At 73.2% G+C, this 23,197-nt stretch carries 18 protein-coding genes and 1 pseudogene; 11 read left to right on the forward strand and 8 right to left on the reverse strand.

Annotated elements, in window-relative coordinates:
- Positions 1 to 33 precede the first annotated feature (33 nt).
- Positions 34 to 1,011, forward strand: a complete 978-nt coding sequence (locus ABZS58_RS31525; protein ID WP_354786877.1) for an NAD(P)-dependent alcohol dehydrogenase — start codon at positions 34 to 36, stop codon at positions 1,009 to 1,011.
- Here the strand turns inward: ABZS58_RS31525 and ABZS58_RS31530 are convergent.
- From ABZS58_RS31530 to ABZS58_RS31550, 5 genes are all read right to left on the reverse strand, one after another.
- The gene (locus tag ABZS58_RS31530; protein ID WP_354786878.1) at positions 1,001 to 1,273 is read right to left on the reverse strand and encodes a hypothetical protein; all 273 of its coding nucleotides are present in this window, start codon (positions 1,271 to 1,273) and stop codon (positions 1,001 to 1,003) included. The genes ABZS58_RS31525 and ABZS58_RS31530 overlap by 11 nt on opposite strands.
- A 186-nt stretch (positions 1,274 to 1,459) precedes the next feature.
- Positions 1,460 to 1,987, reverse strand: a complete 528-nt coding sequence (locus ABZS58_RS31535; RefSeq protein WP_354786879.1) for a hypothetical protein — start codon at positions 1,985 to 1,987, stop codon at positions 1,460 to 1,462.
- A 79-nt stretch (positions 1,988 to 2,066) separates the two neighbouring features.
- On the reverse strand, positions 2,067 to 2,873 hold the full coding sequence (locus tag ABZS58_RS31540; protein ID WP_354786880.1) for a hypothetical protein: 807 nt from the start codon (positions 2,871 to 2,873) through the stop codon (positions 2,067 to 2,069).
- A gap of 7 nt (positions 2,874 to 2,880) precedes the next feature.
- Positions 2,881 to 3,381, reverse strand: coding sequence for a SigE family RNA polymerase sigma factor (locus tag ABZS58_RS31545; protein ID WP_354786881.1), 501 nt, complete (start codon positions 3,379 to 3,381; stop codon positions 2,881 to 2,883).
- 234 nt (positions 3,382 to 3,615) lie between these two features.
- Entirely contained in the window at positions 3,616 to 6,498 is a 2,883-nt protein-coding gene (locus tag ABZS58_RS31550; RefSeq protein WP_354786882.1) for an ATP-binding protein, read from the reverse strand.
- Positions 6,499 to 7,600: 1,102 nt separating this feature from the next.
- On the opposite strand from ABZS58_RS31550, the gene ABZS58_RS31555 reads away from it, so the two are divergent.
- From ABZS58_RS31555 to ABZS58_RS31580, 6 genes and pseudogenes are all read left to right on the forward strand, one after another.
- The gene (locus tag ABZS58_RS31555; RefSeq protein WP_354786883.1) at positions 7,601 to 8,440 is read left to right on the forward strand and encodes a PIG-L family deacetylase; all 840 of its coding nucleotides are present in this window, start codon (positions 7,601 to 7,603) and stop codon (positions 8,438 to 8,440) included.
- A 73-nt stretch (positions 8,441 to 8,513) separates the two neighbouring features.
- On the forward strand, positions 8,514 to 9,398 hold the full coding sequence (locus ABZS58_RS31560; RefSeq protein WP_354786884.1) for an expansin EXLX1 family cellulose-binding protein: 885 nt from the start codon (positions 8,514 to 8,516) through the stop codon (positions 9,396 to 9,398).
- A 196-nt stretch (positions 9,399 to 9,594) separates the two neighbouring features.
- Positions 9,595 to 10,962 carry a lysine N(6)-hydroxylase/L-ornithine N(5)-oxygenase family protein gene (locus ABZS58_RS31565; RefSeq protein ID WP_354786885.1) on the forward strand — a complete coding sequence of 456 codons (1,368 nt, stop codon included), beginning with the start codon at positions 9,595 to 9,597 and terminating at the stop codon, positions 10,960 to 10,962.
- Positions 10,959 to 11,241: pseudogene (locus ABZS58_RS31570) on the forward strand (ABC transporter ATP-binding protein); the annotation flags it as partial. The gene ABZS58_RS31565 and the pseudogene ABZS58_RS31570, both read left to right, overlap by 4 nt.
- Before the next feature lie 132 nt (positions 11,242 to 11,373).
- The gene (locus tag ABZS58_RS31575) at positions 11,374 to 11,805 is read left to right on the forward strand and encodes a hypothetical protein (RefSeq protein WP_354786886.1); all 432 of its coding nucleotides are present in this window, start codon (positions 11,374 to 11,376) and stop codon (positions 11,803 to 11,805) included.
- The gene (locus ABZS58_RS31580; protein WP_354786887.1) at positions 11,795 to 13,675 is read left to right on the forward strand and encodes a hypothetical protein; all 1,881 of its coding nucleotides are present in this window, start codon (positions 11,795 to 11,797) and stop codon (positions 13,673 to 13,675) included. The genes ABZS58_RS31575 and ABZS58_RS31580 overlap by 11 nt, the downstream gene beginning before the upstream one ends.
- Before the next feature lie 177 nt (positions 13,676 to 13,852).
- On the opposite strand, the gene ABZS58_RS31585 is transcribed toward ABZS58_RS31580, so the two are convergent.
- Positions 13,853 to 14,527, reverse strand: a complete 675-nt coding sequence (locus tag ABZS58_RS31585) for a response regulator transcription factor (RefSeq protein ID WP_354786888.1) — start codon at positions 14,525 to 14,527, stop codon at positions 13,853 to 13,855.
- A gap of 348 nt (positions 14,528 to 14,875) precedes the next feature.
- Positions 14,876 to 16,195 carry a histidine kinase gene (locus tag ABZS58_RS31590; RefSeq protein WP_354786889.1) on the reverse strand — a complete coding sequence of 440 codons (1,320 nt, stop codon included), beginning with the start codon at positions 16,193 to 16,195 and terminating at the stop codon, positions 14,876 to 14,878.
- 258 nt (positions 16,196 to 16,453) lie between these two features.
- Here ABZS58_RS31590 and ABZS58_RS31595 point away from each other — a divergent pair, with 258 nt between their 5' ends.
- Both ABZS58_RS31595 and ABZS58_RS31600 read left to right on the forward strand, forming a co-directional pair.
- Positions 16,454 to 17,173 carry an ABC transporter ATP-binding protein gene (locus ABZS58_RS31595; RefSeq protein ID WP_354786890.1) on the forward strand — a complete coding sequence of 240 codons (720 nt, stop codon included), beginning with the start codon at positions 16,454 to 16,456 and terminating at the stop codon, positions 17,171 to 17,173.
- The gene (locus tag ABZS58_RS31600) at positions 17,170 to 19,764 is read left to right on the forward strand and encodes an FtsX-like permease family protein (protein WP_354786891.1); all 2,595 of its coding nucleotides are present in this window, start codon (positions 17,170 to 17,172) and stop codon (positions 19,762 to 19,764) included. The genes ABZS58_RS31595 and ABZS58_RS31600 overlap by 4 nt, the downstream gene beginning before the upstream one ends.
- A 47-nt stretch (positions 19,765 to 19,811) precedes the next feature.
- Here the strand turns inward: ABZS58_RS31600 and ABZS58_RS31605 are convergent, their stop codons facing one another.
- Entirely contained in the window at positions 19,812 to 20,084 is a 273-nt protein-coding gene (locus tag ABZS58_RS31605; RefSeq protein WP_354786892.1) for an alpha/beta hydrolase, read from the reverse strand.
- Between the two features lie 36 nt (positions 20,085 to 20,120).
- Between ABZS58_RS31605 and ABZS58_RS31610 the strand changes: the two genes are divergently transcribed.
- Both ABZS58_RS31610 and ABZS58_RS31615 read left to right on the forward strand, forming a co-directional pair.
- The gene (locus ABZS58_RS31610) at positions 20,121 to 21,164 is read left to right on the forward strand and encodes a LacI family DNA-binding transcriptional regulator (RefSeq protein WP_354786893.1); all 1,044 of its coding nucleotides are present in this window, start codon (positions 20,121 to 20,123) and stop codon (positions 21,162 to 21,164) included.
- Between the two features lie 198 nt (positions 21,165 to 21,362).
- Positions 21,363 to 23,197: ricin-type beta-trefoil lectin domain protein (locus ABZS58_RS31615; protein WP_354786894.1), on the forward strand; the 1,835-nt coding region annotated here is incomplete at its 3' end.

The following is a 23,197-nucleotide window of genomic DNA, read 5'->3' on the forward strand; positions in this document are numbered from 1 at the left end:
CACCTGCCGCATCCGTCAACGGAGGAGTTTGTGATGAAGGCGATCGTGCAGGACCGCTACGGCCCGTCCGACGTGCTGCGGCTCAGTGAGGTCGACGCACCGGTGCCCGCCGCCGGGGAGGTGCTCGTCCGCGTCCACGCGGCGTCCGTGAACGCCCGCGACTGGCACGTCATGCGCGGCGACCCCTACGTGGCCCGCATGGCGTTCGGGCTCGGCGCGCCGAAGGTGCGGGTCCGCGGCACGGACTTCGCCGGCCGTGTCGAGGCGGTCGGCGACGGGGTGACCAGGTTCGCCCCCGGCGACGAGGTGTTCGGCGAGGTCGACGCGGCGTTCGCCGAATACGTGCGGGTCCCGGCGGCCGGGGCGGTGGACCGCAAGCCGGCGAACCTGACGTTCGAGCAGGCCGCCGCGGTGCCCCTCGCGGGCAACACCGCCCTGATGGGCCTGCGTGACGCCGCCGGGGTCCGCGCCGGGCAGCGCGTGCTGATCAACGGCGCGTCCGGCGGCGTCGGCACGTTCGCGGTGCAGCTCGCGAAGGCGTCCGGGGCGGTCGTGACCGGGGTGTGCAGCACCCGCAACGTGGACCTGGTCCGGTCGCTGGGCGCCGACCGCGTCGTGGACTACACCCGCGAGGACTTCACCCGCGGCGGCGGCACCTACGACGTCGTGTTCGACCTCGTCGGCAACCGCTCACTGGCCGACTGCCGGCGGGTGCTGACGCCCACGGGGACCCTGGTGCTGTCCGGCGGCGGGGTGTCCGGCGGTGGGAGCCTCCTCGGCCCGATCGGCCTCATCGCCAGGGGCCGCCTGGTCGCGCGGTTCGTGCGGCAGCGGGTGCTCGCGCTGACCGCCGTGCCGTGCCGGGAGAACCTCGCGACGCTGCGCGAGCTGATCGAGTCCGGTGCGGTCACGCCGGTCATCGACCGTACGTTCCCGTTCGGCGAGGCGGCGGAGGCCGTCCGCTACCTGGAGATGGACCACGCCAGGGCGAAGGTCGTCATCACTGTGTGACGAGCCGGCCGGCGTCCGCGTCGAGGTCCGCGAGAAGGTCGCGGGCTCCCGACACGTACTGCTCGCTGAGGGCGATGGTGTCCAGGACTGCGGTGTGGCGTTCGCCGGGTGCGACCCGGCGGGTGGCCGCGAGCTGGTCGCGAGCCGCGCGCAGCTGCGCCAGATAGGCGTCGAGCATTGCGAGCATGTCGTAGTGCATGGTTCCCTGACCCTCGACGTCGCGGGTGGTGGCCGCCGTGGCGCGGAGGCGACGGCGGCGCAACCGGTTACTTCTTCTTGTTCTTCTTGCTCTTCTTGTCCTTCTTCGACTTCTTCGCCATGGGAACCACCCCCGTTTCCTGCCCCGTTCCAGCGGATTCGTTGATCATCCTATGGTTGGGGTGACACCCGGCGGGTACATATCGTTCAGTTTCTGTTCACCCACCGTTACCTCGACGGCGGGTGTGCCTCACGCGCTGCCGTAGGTGGCGTTCGGGCCGTAGTGCTCCATGGTGTGCCCCGCGTCGTGGATCTTGTCGACGCGGTCCATGCGGTGGTCGCCGTCGGTGTCGCGGACCAGCTGGTCGAGCACGCCGTCGCCGTCCTTGTCGTACTGCACCAGCTCCGCGAACCCGTCGTGGTCGCTGTCGAGGCGGACCTCGTCGATCAGGCCGTCGCCGTCCCGGTCGTACTCCTTCTGGTCGATCGAACCGTCGCCGTCGACGTCGTGCCCGGCCATGTCGATGACGCCGTCGCCGTTGAGGTCGTACTGGTAGACGTCGACGACACCGTCCCGGTCGACGTCCGCGGTGACCACGTCGACCCGGCCGTCGTGGTTGAGGTCCTGCTCCTCGACCAGCGGACCGGTGAGGTGGTAGGAGTTCGGGTGCTCCTCGAACGTGTCGGACAAGTGGTTCGAGCCGGTGCTGTAGGTGTCGGACCGGGCCTCGTCGACGCCGATGAGGTGGCTGTCCGCGCCGAAGTCGTAGTCGGTCATGCGGCTCCCTCTGCTGTGGGGCTCAACCGTAGGCCGGAATCGACAATGGCCAGATCCCCAGATCGCGCCACGCGCCGCGTCAGCCGTACACCTGCAGCCGCGGGTCGGTGGCGAGCTGCCACAGCTGCTCGACGGTGAGCGGCGGGGCGGGGCGGGTCGCCATCAACGTGTCCGGGGTGTGGTTGCCGGACGTGACCGACACGGTCGAGCCCGCCGAGTACACCGCCACGGTCCAGCCCGTCGACGTGCCCTCCGCCTCCGGCTTGTGGTAGACGCCGGCGGGTTCGCCGTGCGGGCCAGTGCGGCGCTCGCAGCCGGGCGCGACGCAGGTGTCCTTGTCCGGCGGCGGGTCGGCCGGGTCGCGCGGCCGGACCACGATGAACACCAGCCCGACACCCGCCGCGTCGGTGACGAGCGCGTCGGCGTTGAACCCGCGCCCCCACGAATGCGGGTACGCGTGCAGGGCCAGGGTCCCCGGCGGCGCGCCCTGACCGGTGGGCTGGGTGAGGGTGGCGCCGGGCAGCATCCCGGGCACGACGGTGGTGGCGAAGCAGGTGATGGCGTGGCCGCGGTCCTCGCCGGAGGCGTCCGGTCCGACGGTCAGCCCGGTGCAGGGCCGCGCGGCGGCGGCCGGCCCGCTCGGCGCGGCGGTGGCCGCCAGGATCGACGTGGGTGGCGCGTCCGGCGTCGTCAGCTGGGCGGCCGCGACCGCGGCGACGGTCAGGACAGCGGCCACCCCGAGCGCCTGGAAGGTGCGGCGCCGGCGTCCGGCCCGGCGCCCGGCGGTGAGCATGCCGGCCGAGGTGAGGCCGAGCGCCGGTTCGCCGCCGGTGGCGTAGTCGTGCAGCGCCGTGCGGAGGGCGCCGTCGTCTGGGTCCGTGTGCATGGTCGGCTCACTCCTCGGAGTGGGTGTAGACGCCGAGGTGCGCGCGCAGCGTGCGGGCGGCCCGGAAGGTCTGGCTCTTGACGGTGCCCTCGGAGATGCCGAGCAGGCCGGCGGTCTCGGCGACGGAGACGTCCTCGATGAACCGCAGCGCCAGCAGGGTCCGCTGCTTCGGGGTGAGCACGGCCATCGCCCGGCCCAGGTCGACCGCCTCGGTCACGGAAACCTCGGCCGCGGCCCGGTCGGGGACCTCGGCGACGATCTGTTCGCCCCGCAGCCGGCGGGTCTTCGACAGGTAGCTGTTGATGAGGACTCGGCGGCTGTACGCGTCGACGGTCTCCGCCCGGATGCGGGGCCAGTGCTGGTACAGCTTCAGGAACGTGACCTGGACGAGATCCTCGGACAGGTGCCAGTCGCCGCACAACACGTAGGCCAGCCGGCGCAGCGGCACCGCCCGCAGGGCGAAGTACTCGGAGTACTCCGCCTCCCAGCTTGTCGTTGCCCTGCGCACCCTCCGTCGCGCCGGCGGCTCCCGATCCGATGGATTCGCGCGTCCCACCCGTGACTCCCTCCGCCGCCGACACCCTTACTACTCGGGCCCGGTCGATCGGGTTGTCACGGATGTCAGAAAACTTCAGCGCGGGCTTCGGGCAGGTTCCAACGCGGGCTTCGGTCGGGCTTCGGTCGGGCTTCGGTCGGGCTTCGGTCGGGCTTCGGTCGGGCTTCGGGCGGGCTTCGGGCGGTTTCAGGGCAGGGTGAAGGTGAACGTCGTGCCGGTCGGGTCGGCCGGGGCGGCGGCGATGGTGCCGTGATGCGCGTCGATGATCGCCTTGGTCACGGCCAGCCCGAGGCCGGTGCCCTTGATGCCCTGCGCGAGCGCGGTGGACGCCCGGAAGAAGCGGGTGAACAGCTGCTGGTACTGCTCCGCCGGGATCCCGATGCCGGTGTCGGTGACGCTGACCGTGGCCGCGCCGGAGGCGTCACCCGTCGCGGTGACGGTGACGGTACCGCCGGCGGGGGTGTACTTGACGGCGTTGGACAGCAGGTTGTCCAGCACCTGCCGCAGCCGCGCCGGGTCGGCCCGCACGGTGAGGTTCGCGCCCGGATCGAGGCGCAGCGTGACGTCCCTGGCGACCGCGGCCGGCCGGTGGTCGTCGACGGCCTCCCGCAGCGCCCTGGTCAGCGACAGCGGCCGCGGGTCGACGGCGAGGCTCGCGCTGCCGAGCCGGGCCAGGTCCAGCAGGTCGTCGACGAGCTGCTGCATGTGACTGCTGTGCCGGCGGATGACCTCGCCGGAGCGGCGCACCTCGTCGGTGTCGCCGGGTTCGTCGCCGATGATCTCGGCGTACCCGAGGATGGTGCCGATCGGGTTGCGCAGCTCGTGCGAGACGAGCGCGACGAGGTCGTCCTTCATCCGGTCCAGCTCACGCAGCCGCCGCACCTGCTCCCGCTGCTCGGCGAGAAGCTCCTCGCGGTGCTCGGCGAGCAGCCGGCGCTCGGTGACGTTGGTGCTCATCCCGTCCATGAACAGCCGCCCGTCCTCCCGCCGCGGGACGGCGCGGGTCCACACCCAGCGGATGACGTCGTCGAAGCCGATGACCCGCACCTCCATCTCCGCTGGGCGGTCCGCGGCGATGGCGGCGTGGAGGTCGGCGAACTCGCCGCGGTCCTCCGGGTGTACGCGGTCGGCGAGGATCATGGCGAGGTCGGTCCCGGCCGGCATCGGCGCGCCGAAGACGCCGCCGCCGTCGGGGCTGGCGTAGACGGAGCGGACCGACTGGTCGGGGAGCACCTCGACGGTCCACACGTAGTCGTTGACCCCTGCGATGACCCGGTCGAAGTCGCGGCGCGCGGCGGCGAGCGCGGTGCTGAGGTCGTCGGCCCGCAGCCGCTCGATGTGCCGGGCGATGTGCGCGCAGACGCCGTCGAGCAGCGCCAGGACGTCCGGGTCGGGCGGCACGAGGCGTTCGGTGGCGAAGACGAGCACGCCGAGGACGGTGCCGCCGCTGCGGACCGGCAGCCCGATCGCGGCGTGCAGCCCGGCGGCGAGGGCGGCGTCCTTGCGCGACGACGCGTAGGGCAGCCGCCCGATGTCGTCGATCCACTGCGGCCGGCCGGTGCTCCAGACCCGGCCGATCATGCCGTCGGCGCGGGTCGCGGGTGGCGCGTCGTCGACGAACGACGGCCGGGCCCGGCCGGGGTTGACCCAGACACCGAGCCGGTCGGCGACGCCGGCGTCGGGGTCGACGTGCCAGTATTCGCCGAGCGCCCAGTCGAGCGCGCCGGTGACCGCCTCGACGAGCGCCTCCGCCGCCTGCGCCGCCCCGCCCGCCGTGGTCAGCGCCTCGGCGACCGCGAGCTGCGCGCCGCGCAGCAGCTCGGCCCGGTGCGCATCGGTGATGTCGTGCATGGCGACGACCGCGCCGAGCCGCGTGCCGCCGGGGGCATCGATCGGCTGGCCGTTGCACAGGAACCGCCGCTGCGGCCCGCCGGGCTCGCCGACGACGACCTCCTCGCCGTGGATGTGCTCACCGGCGAACGCGCGGGCGAGGGGCACCTGGTCCGGACGCAGCATCCGCCGCCCGTCCGCGGCGAACAGCTGGTGGGTGCCCGCCCGGTGCTGCCCGGTGGACGATGTCACCGGGATGCCCTGGTGCGCGTCGCGCAGCGCCCGGTTGACGGTGGCGAGCCGGCCCTCGCTGTCGCACGCGACGACCGCGGTGTCGAGGCTGTCCAGCAGCGCCCGCTGGAAGGTGCGCTCGGCCTCCAGCTGCCGCTGCGCCGCCTGCCGGGTGCTCAGATCGTGCACGAAGGCGTGGACGACCGGTCGGTCGCGCTCCACGTACACCTGGGCGATGACCTCGATCGGGAACCTGCGCCCTGCCCGGTCGACCGCCGTCACCTCGCACGTCCCCGCGGTCCCGCTGCCGACGGCCCCGTCGAGCCACGCGGCGAACGCCGCCCGGTCGGCCTCGGCGACGACGTCCATCGGTCGGCCCAGGGTCTCCGCCGCGGACCGGCCGAACATCCGCTCCGCGGCGAGGTTCCACGCGTGGACGGTGCCGGTCGCGTCGAGCGACACGAAAGCGTCCGCGGCGCTGTCCAGCACCGCCTGTGTCCGCGTCGAGGCCAGCATGAGCTCGCTGTTGGCCAGCCGCAGCGCCAGCTCGGCCTCGGCGGCGCCGGCCAGGTCGGCGACCGTGTCGAGCTCCTCGGCGCTCCACTCCCGCGGCGCGTGGTCGATCACGCAGAAGCATCCGAGCACCTGCCCGTCCGGGGTGTGCAGCGGATACCCGGCGTAGGCGACCACGACCTCGTCCCGTCCGCCGGCCACGACCAGCGGCGCGTCGTCGTCGACAACGGTCCTGCAGTACGCGTGCGCTCGCGGCGATTCCCGGACACCTGTCCGCCCAGCGGCGCTGACGAACACCTGCCGGTCGGCGTCGACGAGGGACACGAGCGCGGTCGGCGCACCCACCGCGCGCCGGGCGAGCCGGGTCAGCCGGTCGAGGGAGGGGACGCCGTCGGCCTGAAACAGCCCGGTGGCGTGCAGCGTCTGCGGGCGCGCCGGATCACCGACGCGTCCCTCGGGTGCCGCACCCGACGATCGTGACCCACGACCCCGCACACCTCCTTATCGGCGCGCCCGTCCCCGACCTGAGCCTGCCACCATGAAGCGAACGTGCGCTTGCACCATCTGTGCGGCCTCGGCGGGGTCTTCGATGATCCGGAAGAGTTTGTGCCGCTATGGAGGGTGGCGCGTAATTCGGAATTCTGGCTTGTCAAGCTTCTACCAACGCGTGTTCTAGGCCGCGAAGCGGACCTTTCGGGCAGTCGTCGCAGAGGAAAGTCCGGATTGCGGCTTTCTCGTCGACAGACCGACTCTTCGACGCATCGACGTAGCTAATTATGCGCCACCCTCTATGACGACATGAAGTCTTCCGGATCATGGAAAATAGGCCAGTGTCGATGGCTGGACCGGGGAGTACCACGGTTCGGACGGTGATCTTCAGGGCGTCGTGTGGGGTGGGGGACGGCGCCACTCGCACACCACCAACGTGGACATGACCAAGGGCCAACCGTCGGGCGTCGGGCGTCAGGCGTCAGGCGTCCGCCGTCAGGGCTTGGGCGTCAGGGTTTGGGCGTCAGGCGTCCGCCGTCAGGCGTCCGCCGTCAGGCGTCAGGGTTTGGGTGTCAGGGTTTGGGCGTCAGGCGTCAGGGGCTGGGTGTCAGGCGTCAGATCTTGGGCGTCAGATGTTGTGCGGTCAGGACGTCAGGTGTCAGGCGTCAGATGGTGGGGGTCAGGACGTCAGGCGTTGGGGCGGTCGGGGTGCCGCGACCCCAAGCCCTTGACGTCACCCGGCGTCAAGGCGCCGCACCGCTGGCGCGGGCGAAAGGGCGATGACGGCGCGGATGCCCGTCGGTGCTTTGACGTGGCGGTCGACGGAGGCGGCAGTGCGGTAGCGGGGGAGCGGGAGCCCGGCGGCGCAGTGACCTGGCCGGTTGATGGAGGCGGCAGTGCGGTAGTGGGGCGCGGGAGCCCGTCGGCGCAGTGACGTGGCCGGTTGATGGAGGTGGTAGCGGCACGATGAGAAGGAGTGTGAGCGGCGGTCGCCACCGCAGGGATCGGTGTGAGACGCAGGCCACTACCGGGATCGGATCGAGGCACACGGCCACGCCGGGGTGGTGTGAGGCGGCGGATGCCGGAGCGTGGTGGATAGGGTGGTCGCATGGCTGAGCGACCCCTGACGCTGATGGCAGTGCACGCGCACCCCGACGACGAGGCGACCGGCACCGGTGGTGTGCTGGCGAAGTACGCCGCGGAGGGCATCACGACCGTGCTCGTGACCTGCACCGACGGGCGCTGCGGCGACGGGCCCGGCGGGGTCAAGCCGGGCGAGCCCGGGCACGACCCGGACGCGGTGGCCGCGATGCGGGTCGAGGAGCTGGAGACGGCCTGCGCGACGCTGAAGGTGTCGCACCTGGAGCTGCTCGGGTATCCGGACTCCGGGATGATGGGATGGTCGACGAACGACGTGGCCGGCTCGTTCTGGACGACGCCCGTGCCGGACGCCGCCGCGCGGCTCGCCGAGCTGATCCGGCAGTACGAGCCCGACGTCATCGTCACCTACGACGAGAACGGCTTCTACGGGCACCCCGACCACATCCAGGCGCACCGGATCACGATGGCGGCGGTGGAGCTGACCGGCAGCGCCGCCAAGGTGTACTGGACGACCGTGCCCCGCTCGGGCATGGAGGAGTTCGGCAGGACGCTGCGGGAGTTCGGCGTGGAGTTCGACGCGCCGGATCCGGCCTCCGACGCGGCGCCGCAGGGGCCGCCGCTCGGGCTGCCGGACGAGGAGATCACGACGTGGGTCGACACGAAGGCGTACGGGTCGCAGAAGTTCGACGCCCTCGCCGCGCACGCCAGTCAGGGCGAGAACATCTTCTTCCTGCGGATGGGCAAGGAGCGGTTCACGGAGCTGATGGGCGTGGAGACGTTCCTGCGCGTGCGTGACACGACGGATGCGCCGCTGCCGGAGGACGACCTGTTCGCCGGGCTGCGCTGAGGCGTCTGAGGGGCGGCTTAAGCGTTCCTTTGGTGGCGGTGGAGCGGTCGCACGCCCGGCTACGATGCCCAGCGTGCTGGACAACCCCGAACCGCAGCAGCCATGGTGGACGCGCCGCAGGACGTGGGTGGTCGCGGCCGCCGGCGCGGTCGTCGCCGGGACCGCGACCGTCGCGCTCGTCGCCCAGGCGTCCGGCGCGGCGTGCGCGGCGACGGCGTCCGGCCAGGCCACCTATTACGCGGCCGACGGCAGCGGCAACTGCTCGTTCGACCAGGTCGCCAACCCGCTCGTCGTGGCGCTGGGCAACGCGGAGTACGCCGGCGGGGCCGCGTGCGGCGGCTACCTGGACGTCAAGGGTCCCAAGGGCACGGTCCGGGTCAAGGTCACCGACCGCTGCCCCGAGTGCGCCGCCGGGCACCTGGATCTGAGCAGGCAGGCGTTCGCGAAGATCGGCGACCCCGTCGCAGGGATCATCAAGGTGACCTACAGCAAGGTGACCAGCCCGCCCGCCCCCGGTCCGATGACCGTCCGGGTGAAGGAGGGTTCGTCGCGGTACTGGCTGGCGCTGCGCCTGGACAACACCGGCAACCCGCTGTCGGCGGTGGAACTGCAGTCCGGTGCGACGTGGAAGGCGCTGAGCCGCACCGACTACAACTACTGGATCGCGCAGAACGGCGCCGGCACCGGCCCGTTCACCGTCCGTGTGACCGACACCGCCGGACGCCGCACCACGCTGAGCGGCGTGACGCTGACCGTCGGCACCGTGCAACGCCCGGGCGCGACGGCGGCGGCGCCGAAGACCTCGGCGGCGAGCCGGTCCGCCGTGCCCGGGTCGGCTCCGGCTTCCTCCGCAGTGCCCGCGTCGGCGACGGCGCCGGCCTCCGATCCTTCGGCCGGGCCGGCCGGCACCTCGACGGTGTCCGAGCGTTCGGCGGGCCCGTCGACGCGGTGCGGCTGACCTTGTCCGGAGGCGGCGCGCATGGCGTACACCTGCCGCCTCCGCACAACGGGTGCTGATCCCGGGTATCCGGAGGAGTGGAAGCAGGGCCGCCGTGACAACATGAAACGCAAAGGTTAGGCTAGCCTAACTCCATGCCGGCTGGTGGTGGAGTCAGAGCGGTCGAGCCGGTCTCGACGTGAGCGATGGGACTGCGATGCCACAGCCGCGCGGGGACGAAACACCGGTCGTCGACCTGGTCGGGGTCGGCTTCGGTCCATCGAACCTGGCGCTCGCGATCGCGGTGCACGAGCGCAACGCCGCCGGCGGGCAGGACCCCGTGAGCGCCGTGTTCCTGGAGCGGCAGGCCTCCTTCGGCTGGCACCGCGGCATGCTCATCGAGGACGCGACGATGCAGGTGTCGTTCCTCAAGGACCTCGTCACGATGCGCGACCCGACCAGCTCGTTCAGCTTCCTGTCCTACCTGCACGAGCGCGGCCGGCTCATCGACTTCGTCAACCACAAGAGCCTGTTCCCGCTGCGCATCGAGTTCCACGACTACCTGGAATGGGCGGCCGCCCGCGTCGCCGACATGGTCCGGTACGCCGCCGAGGTCACCACCGTGCGCCCGGTCGTCGTCGACGGCATCGTGACGGCGTTCGACGTCGAGTCCGGCGGCGAGACGTTCCGCGCCCGCAACGTTGTGCTCGCCGGCGGGCTGCGGCCCGCGCTCCCGCCGGGCATCGTCGCGTCGCGGCGGGTCTGGCACAGCCGGGACCTGCTGACCAACGTCGACAGCCTGAACGGCACGGACCCGGCCCGGTTCGTCGTCGTCGGCGCCGGGCAGAGCGCCGCCGAGGTCACCGCGTTCCTGCACGAACGCTTCCCGGCGGCCGAGGTCTGCGGCGTGCTGTCCCGCTACGGCTACAGCCCCGCCGACGACAGCCCCTTCGCCAACCGTATCTTCGACCCCCTCGCCGTCGACGACTACTTCGGCGCGCCGGCCCAGGTCAAGTCGATGCTGCTCGGCTACCACGCCAACACCAACTACTCCGTCGTGGACACCGACCTCATCGAGTCGCTCTACCGCCGCGTGTACCGCGAAAAGGTCCTGGGCACTTCTCGGCTCCGCCTGCTCAACGTGTCCCGCCTGACCGCCGCGGAGGAGACCGCCGGACGGGTCGCCGTGACCGTCGAGTCGATGCTCACCGGCGCCCGGACCGTCCTTCCCGCCGACGTGCTCGTCTGCGCCACCGGCTACGCCCCCGCCGACCCGTTTCCGCTGCTCGGCGTCCTCGCCGACCGCTGCCATCGCGACGAGCGGGGCCTCGCCGTCGTCGAGCGCGACTACCGCATCCGCACCGACGCCGGCGTGCGGGCCGGCATCTACCTGCAGGGCGGCACCGAGCACACGCACGGCCTCAGTTCCTCACTGCTGTCCAACACCGCGGTCCGCTCCGCCGAGATCCTCGAGTCGGTCTGCGAGCGGCGTCAGGAGGAGGCCGCCGCCGACGTCGCGGAGCCGGTCGAGCCCGCCGCCGAGCCCGCGCTGTCCGGCTCGGGGCGCGCCGGCACCTACGCGTGACCCGGCTCCGCGCCGACGGCTATGACCGCAGGACGATCAGCACCGACCTGCACCGACCTGCACCTCGACGTGCCCGACGGCCGCTTCACCGTCATCGTCGGCCCGAACGCCTGCGGTAAGTCGACGCTGCCGCGGGCCCTGGCGCGGCTGCTCACCCCGTCGCACGGGTAGGTGCTGCCGGCCGGCAGGTCGATCCACGTGTACCCGGCGAAAGAGGTCGCCCGCCGGCTCGGGCTGCTGCCGCAGTCGTCCGTCGCGCCCGCCGGCATCACCGTCGCCGCCCGCGCCCGCCCGGACCGCCGCGCCACGTACACCACCGTCCTGGCGGCGGTCACCGGAGGCGTGCACCCGACCGGGTGACCGGCGGGTGATACCGCGCAACGGCGCTCCGGGCGTCCCTATGGTGATCCGATGAGCGCAGCGGGTGCGGCCATGTGGGGTCTGTTCGCGGCGCTCGCGCTCGAAGGGCTCGACCTGCTCGGTGCCGCGCGCCGGGCGGGCACGTGGCCGTGGCGCGGTGCGGGGGAGCCGGATCCGGTGGCGTACGCGCTGTCCGTCGTCCTGCGCTGCCTCACCGGTGCCGGGCTCGCCGCCGGGGTCGCCGCCGCCGGGCAGGTGACCACCGCGGGCGGGGCCGCCGCCGTCGGGATCGCGGCACCGCTGCTGCTGACCCAGGTCGTCCGGCTCGCCGGGCTCGTTCCGGATGTTGCCGTCGCCGCCGGTACCGCGGCAGCACCATCGACGGGGGCGGCACCGCCGCACGGCTCGGGGCGCCCGTCGCGGCTGCGGGTCAAGTTGCCCGCCGCCCGCAAGAAGACCGGCGACGACCACCGTGCGGGTTGACCGTCTCGCCGCGCGGGTCCTGGCAGCGCTGGGCCGCACCGGCCGCGACGCACCGGCGCTGCCACCGTTCCTCGCCGCGCTGCGCCGCGACACGGAGGCGTTCGGCGGCACCACGACCACGACGACCGGGCCCGCGTCGCTGCCGGCGAGTCAGCGCGTCCTGCTGACCGGGTTCCTGCGCCGGGCCGCCCCGATCTGGCCGGGCAACCGCGCCGCCGCGCCCCCGGACGACCACCCCGCGGCGGTCGCTGCCGCTGCCACCGCCGGCAGCGGGCCGGCCGGCCCGGCGGTGCAGGCGCACGGGCAGACCGCGCCGCGGCAGGCGAAACGTGAGCCGTGGCCGCCGCCGCTGTTCTCCATGCCCGACGCGACGACCTCCCAGCGGATGCCGTCGACCACGACCCGCAGGCTGTGCGCGGCCGTCCACCTCGACGCGGGCCTCGCCCGGACGGTCGTCGCCGAGCTCACCGACGACCCGCACCGCGCGGTGCCGCCGTCGGTCGGGTTCGACCTGGAGCCGGTGCTGTGCCACGCGCTGCGGGCCAGGCTGCTGAGCCACGCCAGAGACGCGTTCCTCACCGTCGCCGTGCTCGCCGCCCTGATCCTCGCGCCCCGCACCACGGTCGCCGTGCTGCTCCTCGGCGCCGCCGCGGGGCTGTGCCTCTCCGGCCCGGTCCGCGCGGCACCGAGGACCGGCCGGGTCCTCCTCGCCGCCGCGCTCGTCTTCGGCCTCGCCACCGCCGTCGGGGCGGCCCTCGCCATCGCCGGCTCGGCCGTCTCCGCGCCACCGGCCCGCTCCGCGACGGCGGCGCCGGCCGGCGAGTTCGCGCGGATCGCGGCCGTCGTGGGTGCGGAGGCCGGCGCGCGGGTCTGGGTCGCGCTCGCCGTCCTCGTCGCCTGCGCCGCCGCCGGGCACCTCGCCCACCTGTGGTGGACCGCAGCCACTCTCACCGCCCCGGCCCATCCCCTCCCGATGCACGACACCACCAGGCAACGGGTCGCGGTCGTCGCCGCCGCCCAGCGCGGCAACGTGGCGTTCAGCCGCGACGACCCGTTCGTCGGCGCCGGGCACCGGGTGGCGGGCTGGTCGGTCGCGGTGGCGTTGCGGGCCATCGACTCCGGCGGCTACCGGCCGCGCAGCCCCGCCACCCTCGACCCGGTCCTGCTGCGCCGCCATGTCGGGCAGGCGCTGCAGGGCCTCGGCGACGGCACCGGCCACCACGGCGTGCCGGGGCCGGCGGTCACGCCGTACCTCGCCGCCGACGGGGTCCGCTGCGCCGGCGACCCGCTCCTCGACGGCGGCACCCCGCTGCCCCTGGCCTCGCGGGAAGCCCTCGACGCCGTCGTGCGCGGGCCGCAGGAGGGCCTGCGCCACTACGACCGGGTCGTGATCGTGCCACGGGCCAGGGGCGTCACCACCGCCGAGGGCAGGCCCGTCGTGCCGTCCGACGACGGTGACGGGCTCGTGTCGGTGTTCGTGCACACCGCGATCGAAGCTTCCGTCCTGTACGTCGAGCTGTCCGCGCACGTCCTTCCGCCGGTCCGCCCCACGTGGTATCTGCCGGCGCCGGTCGTACACCTGGACCTGCTGACCCAACTGACAGGTGCGCCGTGGCGCCTGGCCCGTGCGGCGGCACACGACACGGCCCGGCGGGCGCGACGGGCCCGCCCCGGCGGCTGGCACGACCACAGCGCCCGGCTCGGCGTGCGGGACCTCGTCGGCGACCCCACCGCCGCGCTGCCCGCGCTGGAGGCGGCCAAATACGTGCGGGTCGTCGAGCGGGTCGTCGTCGAAGCGGTCGCCGACTTCCTGGAACGCTACGACCTCGACGCGAGCACCTTCCGCGCCGAGGTCCCGACAAGACGCTGACCGGAGCCCGGCATCCGGCTGACGGGAGGCCTGGCGTCACGCTGACCGGGCGGGGCGAGACGAGACACTGACCGAGGTGTGGCGTCACGCCGACCAGGGCGGGAAGGGCGAGGGCGCTGACCGGGGCGAGACGCTGACCAGGGGCCCGGCCGGACGCTGACCGGAGCCCGGCGAACGCTAACCGGAGCCCGGGGTCACCAGCCCCGTCTCGTAGGCGGCGACGATCGCCTGGGCCCGGTCGCGCAGCTGCAGCTTCGACAGGATGCGGGCGATGTGCGTCTTCACCGTCGCGTCGCTGAGCTGCAGTCCCGCGGCGAGCTCCGCGTTGCTCAACCCGCGGGCGAGCAGCCGCAGCACCTCCAGCTCCCGCGGCGTCAGCCCCGCCAGATCCCGGTGCAGGGTCGCCGTGCGCCCGTCCCGGTTCGCATACCGCTCGATGAGCCGCCGCGTGATCGCCGGCGCCAGCAACGCGTCGCCGGAGCGGACCAGGCGGACGGCGGCGACGAGATGCTCGGGGCTGACATCCTTGAGCAGGAACCCGCTCGCCCCCGCCGACAACGCCGCGTAGACATACTGGTCGAGGTCGAACGTCGTGAGGATGATGACCCGCGGCGCGGCGGCGGTCACCGGCCCGCCGAGGACGCGGCGGGTCGCCTCAAGGCCGTCCATCCGCGGCATCCGCACATCCATGAGGACCACGTCGGGCCGGGTGCGGCGCACCGCGTCGACGGCCTCCGCACCGTCGGCGGCGTCCGCGACGACCTCGATCCCCCCGGCCGTCAGAATCATCCGGAACCCGGTCCGCACCAGCGCCTGATCATCGGCGACGACAACCCGCAACGGCTCGCTCATGACCCCACCCGCCCCTGATCGCCGACGCCCCGCAACGGCTCGCTCACGACCTCACCTGCTCCTGACAGTCGGCGACGCCCCGCGCCGGCGCGGTCATAGGGCCCCGATCGGCATCGCAGCGCGGACCCGGAAGCCACTGTTGCCCGCCGGGTCCGCCGACCTGATCGTCGGCGGCGACGCCCCGCAACGGCTCGCTCATGACCTCGTCCGACCCTGACAGTCGGCGATGCCCCGCGGTGGCGCGGTCGTAGGGCTCCCGATCGGCGTGGCGGTGTGGACCCGGAGGCCGCTGTCGCCGGGCGGGTCCGCGGACCTGATCGTCGGCGCCGACAAACCGCGACGGCCCGCTCATGACGGCACCGGCCTTGGGGCTGGGAAGGCGTCCCCGGTCGGGATGACGGCGTGGACCCGGAAGCCGCCGTCGCCGGTCGGGCCCGCGGACAGGCTGCCGTCGTGCACGCTGAGGCGCTCCCGCAGGCCGGCCAGCCCGCGCCCGCTGCCCGGGTCGGCGGCCGTGTCCGCGGTGCCGCCGGTGTCGGTGACGTCGATGCGCAACGCGTCCTCCGCGTGCTCGACGGTGACCGTCACCGACGCGCCCGCGGCGTGCTTCACCGCGTTGGTCAGGGCCTCCTGCACGACCCGGTACGCCGCGAGCTCGACCCCCGCCGGCAACGGCACCCGCGTGCCGGTCTGCACCACCTCGACGGGCACCCCGGTGCGCCGCACCCCGTCGGCGAGGACCCCGAGCTGGTCCAGGCCCGGGGCCGGGGCGAGACCGAGGTCGTCGTCGTCCATCGTCAGCAGCCCCATGACGTGCCGCAGCTCCACCATCGCGGCCCGCCCGCTGGACTCGACCGCGAGCAGCGCCTCCCGTGCCAGGCCCGGCTCGGTGTCCAGGACCGTGCGGGCGGCGCCCGCCTGCACGACCATCATGCTGACGCTGTGGCTGACGACGTCGTGCAGCTCCCCGGCGAGCCGGGCACGCTCCTGCTGCACCGCCAGGCTCGTCGCGGTCGCCTGCTCCCGTTGCAGGGCGAGGGCCCGCTGCTTCCACGTGTGGATCGCGTTCGCGGTGAGACTGACCGCGCACAGCAGGAGGAACGTCGCCAGCCCCGGGCCCAGCCCGGCGTCGTCGCCCTGACCGGCGAGCACCAGCACGGCGGCGGCCACGAGGACGCTGCCGATCGCGAGGGCACGGTGGCGGCTGTACAGCGCGGCACTGTACGCGGCGATCACGAAGCACACGAGCGCCGCCGTCGGGTCGAAGCCGGGCTGCAGCCGCAGCACCTGCGTCGCCGCGGCGATGACCCACAGCGACGTGACCGGAAACCTGCGGCGGGTCACCAGCGGCAGCGCCGTCAGCGCCGCCAGGACCAGCACCCAGCCGGGGAACTCGGCGGGCTCCTGGGGCGGGATCCACGGCCGCTCACCGGGAAACGGCGGCTCCGGCAGCTCCGGCACCCGGAACCGCTCGTGCTCCATGATGTCCACGGGCGCCGCCGTGTCCTGGCGGTCCATCGCCGAGCCGACGGTGGCGAGGGTGAGCAGGAGCGCGAGGACCGCGTCGGCCGCCCACGCCCACTTGCTGAGCTTCGGCAGCGGGCCGCTCACGCGCCGCAGCTCGGCGTCGATCGCCCGCAGCTGCCGCCCGAGGAACCCCGTGTCCATGGCCCCCAGTCTGCCAAGCGCCCCGTCCGCCGGCATCGGCCATGGTGTCCATTGCGTGCCGCGCGGCGTAGTCCGAAAGAATGACCGCGGCACCGGATCCCGTCACCATGGCCGACGTGCCGGAGCACCGAGGGTTCCTACGGTCGGAGGACGTCAACCGTCACCGTGGAGGTGCCTGTGTCAGCGCCACGCATCCAGAACAGCGACATGAGTGAACCGCAGGTACCCGTGTCAGCGCCACGCATCCAGATAAGCGACATGAGTGAACCGCAGGTGCCCGTGCCAGCGCCACTCATCCAGATCAGCGACGTGAGCAAACGCTACGACGACGGGCCGCCGGCCCTCGCCGGCCTGACGTTGCGCATCGACGCCGGTGAGGCCGTCGCCGTCCTGGGCGCGTCCGGCAGCGGCAAGTCGACGCTGCTCAACCTCATCGCCGGGCTGGACCGGCCGACGTCCGGCAGCGTCACCGTCGACGGGGTCAGGGTCGACGGGCTCGGCGAGGCCGCGTCCGCGAAGTACCGCCGCGCCCGCATCGGCATGGTCTTCCAGTTCTTCAACCTGGTGGACGACCTGACCGTGCACGACAACGTCCTCCTTCCGGCGCAGCTGGCCGGTGTACCGCGCACCGAGGCCACCGCACGCGCCGGCGAGCTCCTGGAACGCCTCGGGGTGCAGCGGCACGCGAAGGCGTTCCCCGGCCGGCTGTCCGGTGGCGAACGGCAGCGGGTCGCCGTCGCCCGGGCGCTCATGAACCGGCCGTCGCTGCTCCTCGCCGACGAGCCGACCGGCGCCCTCGACACGGCGTCCGGCCGGGAGGTGCGGGACCTGCTGACCGCCCTGCACCGCGACGGGCAGACGCTCGTCCTCGTCACCCACGACGTCACCCTCGCCCACGAGTGCGCCACCAGGACCGTCGAACTCGTCGACGGCCGCCTCAGCCGCGACGTCCAGCACACCGCCGGCGGTGTCCGGTGAGCGGCGTCGGCCGGGTCGTGCGGGCCGGCGGCCGGCGCCGCGTCCAGTCCGTCGTGATGGCGTTGACGACCCTGCTCGCCGTTTCCGCGTCGGTACTGGCGGCAGGCCTGCTCGAAGCGTCCCGTGCCCCCTTCGACCGGGGCTTCGCCAAGCAGCAGGGCGCCCACCTGACGGCCGCGTTCGACGCCGGGGCCGTCACCGCCGGCACCGTCGCCGCCACCGCGACCGCCGCCGGGGCGACCGCGTCCGCCGGCCCCTTCCGGACGGTGACGCTGCGCCCGACGACCGTCAGCGGCACCCACGTCCCGCCCGGCATCGAGCTGCCGCCGGCCGCGCTCGCCGGCCGCGCCGACCCCGGCGGCCCCGTCGACAAGCTCGACCTCACCGAGGGCCGATGGGCGAGCGCCGCCGGCGAGATCGTGTGGTCGGCCGGCCGGTCCCCGCTCGGCGTCGGCGACAAGCTGCGGTTCGCCGGCGTGGCGGGCAGCCCGACACTCACCGTCGTCGGCCTCGCCAGGTCCGTCGGGTCCAGCGCCGAGGCGTGGACGACCCCCGACCAGCTGGCCGCCCTCGCTGGTTCCGGCGCCGGATATCAGATGCTGTACCGCTTCGCCGACGCGGGCACCGCCGCGCAGCTCACCGCGCACCGGGCCGCGGTCGCCGCAGCCGTGCCCGACGGCGCGCTGACCGGTGCCTCGTCGTACCTGACGGTGAAACGCAGCGCGGAACGCACCGCGGCGACGTTCGTGCCGTTCGTGGTCGCGTTCGGCGTGCTCGGCCTGTGCATGTCGGTGCTCATCATCGGCGTCGTCGTCAGCGGCTCCGTCGGCGCCGCGACCCGCCGCATCGGCATTTTGAAGTCCGTCGGCTTCACCCCGGCCCAGGTCACCCGCGCCTACATCGGTCAGGCGATGATCCCGGCGGTCGTCGGCGCCGCGCTCGGCGTCGTGCTCGGCAACGTCGCCGCCGTGCCGGTCCTCGCCGAGGAGAGCGACGCCTTCGGCACCGCCCCGCTGACGATCGCGCCGTGGGTGAGCGCCGTCGTGCCGGTCGTCGCGCTCGTCGCCGTCGCCGTCACCGCGTTCGTGCCGGCGCTGCGGGCCGGGCGGCTGCGGACCGTCGACGCCCTCGCCGTCGGGCGCACCCCGGCTGCGGGGCGTGGACGGGCGGCGCGGCGGGTGCTCGGCCGGCTGCCGCTGCCCCGGCCGGTGAGCCTGGGGCTGGCGAACCCGTTCAGCAGCCCGTCGCGCTCGGCGACGATCGTGGCGGCGGTGGCGCTCGGCGCGCTCGGCGTCACGTTCGGCGCCGGTCTCGCCACGTCCCTGGCGGGCATCCAGGACGGCCTCAACCGCCGCAACGCCGGCGCCGTCGTCGCCCACGTCTTCGCCCCGCCAGGTGGTCCGGGCGGCCCGGGCCGGATCGACCAGCCCCCGCCGGCCGACCCGGCGCAGACCAGCGGCCCGGGCCGGACGGGCGGCCCCGGCGGCCAGAGCGGCGGCCCGGGTCAGAGCGGCGGACCGGGTCAGAGCGGCGGTCCGGGCCAGAGCGGCGTGCCGCGTCAGACCAGTGGGCCGGGTCCGGCGCCTCAGCCGGGCGCGAGTGGGCAGCCGGGGACGGCGGGGCAGCAGGGTCAGGCGCCGCCGGAGACACCCGCCGCGGTCGCCGCCGCCGTCGCCGAGGTGACCGGCGCGATCGAGGCGCAGCCGGGGACCCGCCGCTGGTTCACCACCGGGCAGGTCGAGATCGGCGTCTCCGGCCTCACCGCCCCCGTGACCGCGTTCGCGTTCGACGGCGACGCCACCTGGGGCACCTACGAGGTCATCGCCGGCAGATGGTTCGACGGACCGGGTCAGATCCTGGTGCCGACCGCGTTCCTCGACACCACCGGCCTGCGCGTCGGTGACACGGCAACGCTGTCGGACGCCGGCCGCACCGCCAAGGTGCGGATCGTGGGGGAGGTCCTCGACCTCAGCGACGACGGCCGGGTCGTCGTCACCGACGCGGCCACCCTCACCGCCCTCGGCACCCAGGTCGACCCGCAGTCCGTCGAGGTCCACATCGACCTCGACGCGGGCGTCGGCGCCAAGTCCTATGTGGACAAGCTGAACGCCGTCCTCGAGCCGCTCGGCGCCGCCGCCGACGTCAACGTCGCGGAGATCAGCGAGACCGTCGTCGCCATGGACACCCTCGCCGCGACGCTCACCGTCATGCTCGTCGTCGTCGCGGGGATGGGCGTGCTCAACACGCTCGTGCTCGACACCCGCGAACGCGTCCACGACCTCGGCATCTTCAAGGCCCTCGGCATGTCACCACGGCAGACGGTCACGATGGTCCTCACCTCGGTCGCCGGCACCGGCCTGCTCGCCGGCGCGATCGGCGTGCCGCTGGGCGTGGCCCTGCACCACCTGGTGCTCCCGGCGATGGGCCGCGCCGCCGGCACCGGCATCCCGGCGAGCTACGTCGAGGTGTTCGGCCCGCTGATGGTGCTGCCGCTGATCCTCGGTGGCCTCGTCATCGCCGTCGCCGGCGCCCTGCTCCCCGCCGGCTGGGCCGCGAAGACCCGCACCGCCACCGCCCTGCGCACCGAGTAGCCGCATGGGGCCGGACCGCGTGCGACGGTCCGGCCCCGGCATCGGGGTCAGCGGGTCGCCGGCATGACCCGACGGGGCGCTTCGGCGGCCAGGGCGGCCGGTGCGTTCTGCGTACACGAGGCGCCTTCGGCAGTCAGGGTCACCGTGTCGAGATACGTCAGGATCGCCGTCAGGATGCACGGGTTGAACGAGGTGGCGGACACGTGTCCGTCGGCGCGGTAGGTCAGCAGCCGCGCGTTGCCGAGGGTGCTTGCCCTCGTATGCCGTCGCGGGACGGCATACGGGAACCGCGTGCGACGACACAGAGCGGCTGTCGCCACATCGACCTGTCAAACGGCCGACTATGCTCTGCAGGCATGAAACAGGCCGGTGAAACAGCGCAGCAGCAGCGCGTCACGATCCGCGACGTCGCGCAGCGGACCGGTCTGTCGATCGCGACGGTGTCCCGGGTGCTCAACGGCCGCTCCAACGTCGCGCCCGGCACCCGCGACAAGGTCCTGGAGGCGATGGGCGGGCTCGGCCGGCAGGCGCCGCGCCGGCGGGGCTCCGGTGCGCAGAAGGCCGACAACGGCGTCTACGTGCGCTGCCCGTACGTGCTGACGGACTACTTCGGGCTCATCGTCTCGGCCATCGCCGAGGCCCTGGACGTGCACGGCATGCACGCGATCGTCGACGCCGGCGAGTCGTCGTGGAAGCGCACGGAAGTGCTCAAGACGCTGACCGGCTGGCCGCAGGTCACCGGTGCGCTGCTCATCCTGCCGTCGGAGCCGGAGGCCGACCTGGAGCTGCTGCGCGACCAGGGGTTCCCGTTCGTGGTGGTGGACCCGCGCACGTCGCCGCCGCGCGACATCGCGGCCGTGTCGGCGGCCAACTTCGCCGGCGCCCGGCGGCTCACGACGCACCTGACGCAGCTCGGGCACCGCCGCGTCGGCGTCCTCGGCGGCCCGCCGGAGTGGATGGCCAGCAGCGACCGGCTCGCGGGCTGGCTCGCGCCGCTCGTCGGGGCCGGGGTGCTGCCCGCGCCGGACCTCGTCCGGTCGGTGACCGACCCGACGGTCGAGCAGGGTTACCGGGCGGCGGGGGAGCTGCTGGACCTGCGGGAGCGGCCGACGGCGATCGTCGCGTTCAACGACAAGATGGCCGTCGGGGCGCTGCACGCCGCCGCCGACCGGGGGCTGCGCGTGCCGCACGACCTGTCGGTGGCCGGGTTCGACGACATCGACGTCAGCCGGGCCACGCACCCGGCGCTCACCACGGTCCGCCAGCCCCTCGGTGAGATGGGGCGGATGGCGGTCAGCCTGCTCGGGCGGATGCTCGCCGGGCACGAGCTCGACGCGCTGCACGTGGAGCTCGCGACCGACCTCGTGATCCGCGGCTCGACGGGTCCAGCAGCGCTTTGACGCGTGTTTCATAGCGACTTCCATCGCGACCTGAAAAAAGTTGCGGCGTTCTGTTGACACGCCGCCGCAGCGCCGTGTTTTCTTCCTGTTACAAGCGCCGATGGATCCCGGCGCGCGCACCGCACCCCCACTCACCCGACGACCCGCCAGTCGCCCCGGGTCGGACGGCTACGCCCGCGTGAAGAACAGGACCCCGCCTTGAGAGTCTCCAGACGCACAGCAATGCTGGCGACCGCCGTGACGGCCGTGGCCGTCACCGCCGTCGGCACGGTCGCCATGACGGTCGCCTCCGCCGCCAGCAGCGGCCGGATCACCAGTAACGCCAACGGCAAATGCCTCGACGTCACCAACGGCTCCACCGCAGACGGCAACCAGCCGCAGATGTGGACCTGCTACACCGGCAGCGCCAACCAGAACTGGACCTTCGCCGACAACGGCTCCGTGCAGGGCCTCGGCAAGTGCCTCGACGTGGCGAACGGCGCCACCACCGACGGCGCGGTCGTGCACCTGTGGACCTGCTACGACACCGTCGCCAGCCAGAAGTGGCAGCTGACCGCGTCCGGTGACCTGGTCAACACCAACGCCGGCAAGTGCCTCGACATCAAGGACAACAACCTCGCCGACGGCGCGAAGCTGCAGCTGTGGTCGTGCGCCGGCTCCGCGAACCAGAAGTGGGCGTTCAGCGGCGGCACCACCAACCCGACCCCCACCGCGACGGGAACCGTGCCCAACAACCCGAACAACCCGGACCTCGGCCCGAACGTGTCGGTGTTCGACCCGTCGATGTCGCAGGCCACCATCCAGAACCGGTTGAACACGGTGTTCAACCAGCAGGTGACGAACCAGTTCGGCAATGCCCGGTTCGCGTTGCTGTTCAAGCCCGGCACGTACAACGTGAACGCCAACGTCGGGTTCTTCACCCAGGTCGCGGGTCTGGGCACGTCACCGGACTCGGTGGTCATCAACGGTGCCGTGCACGCGGAGGCGGACTGGTGGCCGGACGGGTCGCAGAACGCGACCCAGAACTTCTGGCGGTCCGCGGAGAACCTGTCCGTCACCCCGACCGGTGGCCTGGACCGGTGGGCCGTGTCGCAGGCCGCGCCATACCGGCGGATGCACGTGCGCGGGAACCTCGCGCTGTCCGACGGTGGCTGGTCCTCCGGCGGCTGGATCTCCGACAGCAAGATCGACGGCCAGATCCAGTCCGGGACGCAGCAGCAGTGGATCACCCGCAACTCGCAGATCGGCAGCTGGACGGGCCAGAACTGGAACCAGGTGTTCGTCGGTGTCCAGGGCGCCCCCGGCACCAGCTTCCCCAACCCGCCGTACACCAACACCGGCAACACCCCGGTCGTGCGGGAGAAGCCCTTCCTGTACGTCGACAACACCGGCGCCTACCGGGTCTTCGTCCCCGCCCTGCGCAGCAACGTCAGTGGCAACAGCTGGTCGTCCGGCACCACGGCCGGCTCCAGCCTGCCGATCAGCCAGTTCTACATCGTCAAGGCCGGCGCGACCGCGGCATCCATCAACGCCGCCCTGGCCGCCGGGCAGAACCTGCTGTTCACGCCCGGCGTGTACACCGTCAACGACACCATCCGGATCACCCGCGCCGACACGGTCGTGCTCGGCCTGGGCCTGGCCACGATCGTCCCGCAGAACGGCGTCACCGCGATGAGCGTCGCCGACGTCGACGGCGTCAAGGTCGGCGGGATCCTCTTCGACGCCGGCACCACCAACTCCCAGGTCCTCATGGAGGTCGGCCCCAACGGGTCCAGCGCGAGCCACGCCGCGAACCCGACCTCGCTGCACGACGTGTTCTTCCGCGTCGGCGGTTCGATCGCCGGTAAGGCGACCGTGTCGCTGCGGGTGAACAGCAACGACGTGATCGGTGACCACCTCTGGATCTGGCGCGCGGATCACGGCAACGGCGGCACGGTCGGCTGGAACATCAACACCGGCGCCAACGGGCTCGTCGTCAACGGCAACAACGTCACCATGTACGGCCTCTTCGTCGAGCACTACCAGCAGTACCA

Source organism: Dactylosporangium sp. NPDC005555 (assembly GCF_040605635.1).
GTDB lineage: Bacteria > Actinomycetota > Actinomycetes > Mycobacteriales > Micromonosporaceae > Dactylosporangium.

Coding starts and splice junctions, on each gene's coding strand:
- ABZS58_RS31525 (WP_354786877.1), top strand. CDS start 34: ATGAAGGCGATCGTGCAGGACCGCTACGGCCCGTCCGACGTGCTGCGG.
- ABZS58_RS31535 (WP_354786879.1), bottom strand. CDS start 1,987: ATGACCGACTACGACTTCGGCGCGGACAGCCACCTCATCGGCGTCGAC.
- ABZS58_RS31540 (WP_354786880.1), bottom strand. CDS start 2,873: ATGCACACGGACCCAGACGACGGCGCCCTCCGCACGGCGCTGCACGAC.
- ABZS58_RS31555 (WP_354786883.1), top strand. CDS start 7,601: ATGGCTGAGCGACCCCTGACGCTGATGGCAGTGCACGCGCACCCCGAC.
- ABZS58_RS31565 (WP_354786885.1), top strand. CDS start 9,595: ATGCCACAGCCGCGCGGGGACGAAACACCGGTCGTCGACCTGGTCGGG.
- ABZS58_RS31575 (WP_354786886.1), top strand. CDS start 11,374: ATGAGCGCAGCGGGTGCGGCCATGTGGGGTCTGTTCGCGGCGCTCGCG.
- ABZS58_RS31585 (WP_354786888.1), bottom strand. CDS start 14,527: ATGAGCGAGCCGTTGCGGGTTGTCGTCGCCGATGATCAGGCGCTGGTG.
- ABZS58_RS31590 (WP_354786889.1), bottom strand. CDS start 16,195: ATGGACACGGGGTTCCTCGGGCGGCAGCTGCGGGCGATCGACGCCGAG.
- ABZS58_RS31595 (WP_354786890.1), top strand. CDS start 16,454: ATGAGTGAACCGCAGGTGCCCGTGCCAGCGCCACTCATCCAGATCAGC.
- ABZS58_RS31610 (WP_354786893.1), top strand. CDS start 20,121: ATGAAACAGGCCGGTGAAACAGCGCAGCAGCAGCGCGTCACGATCCGC.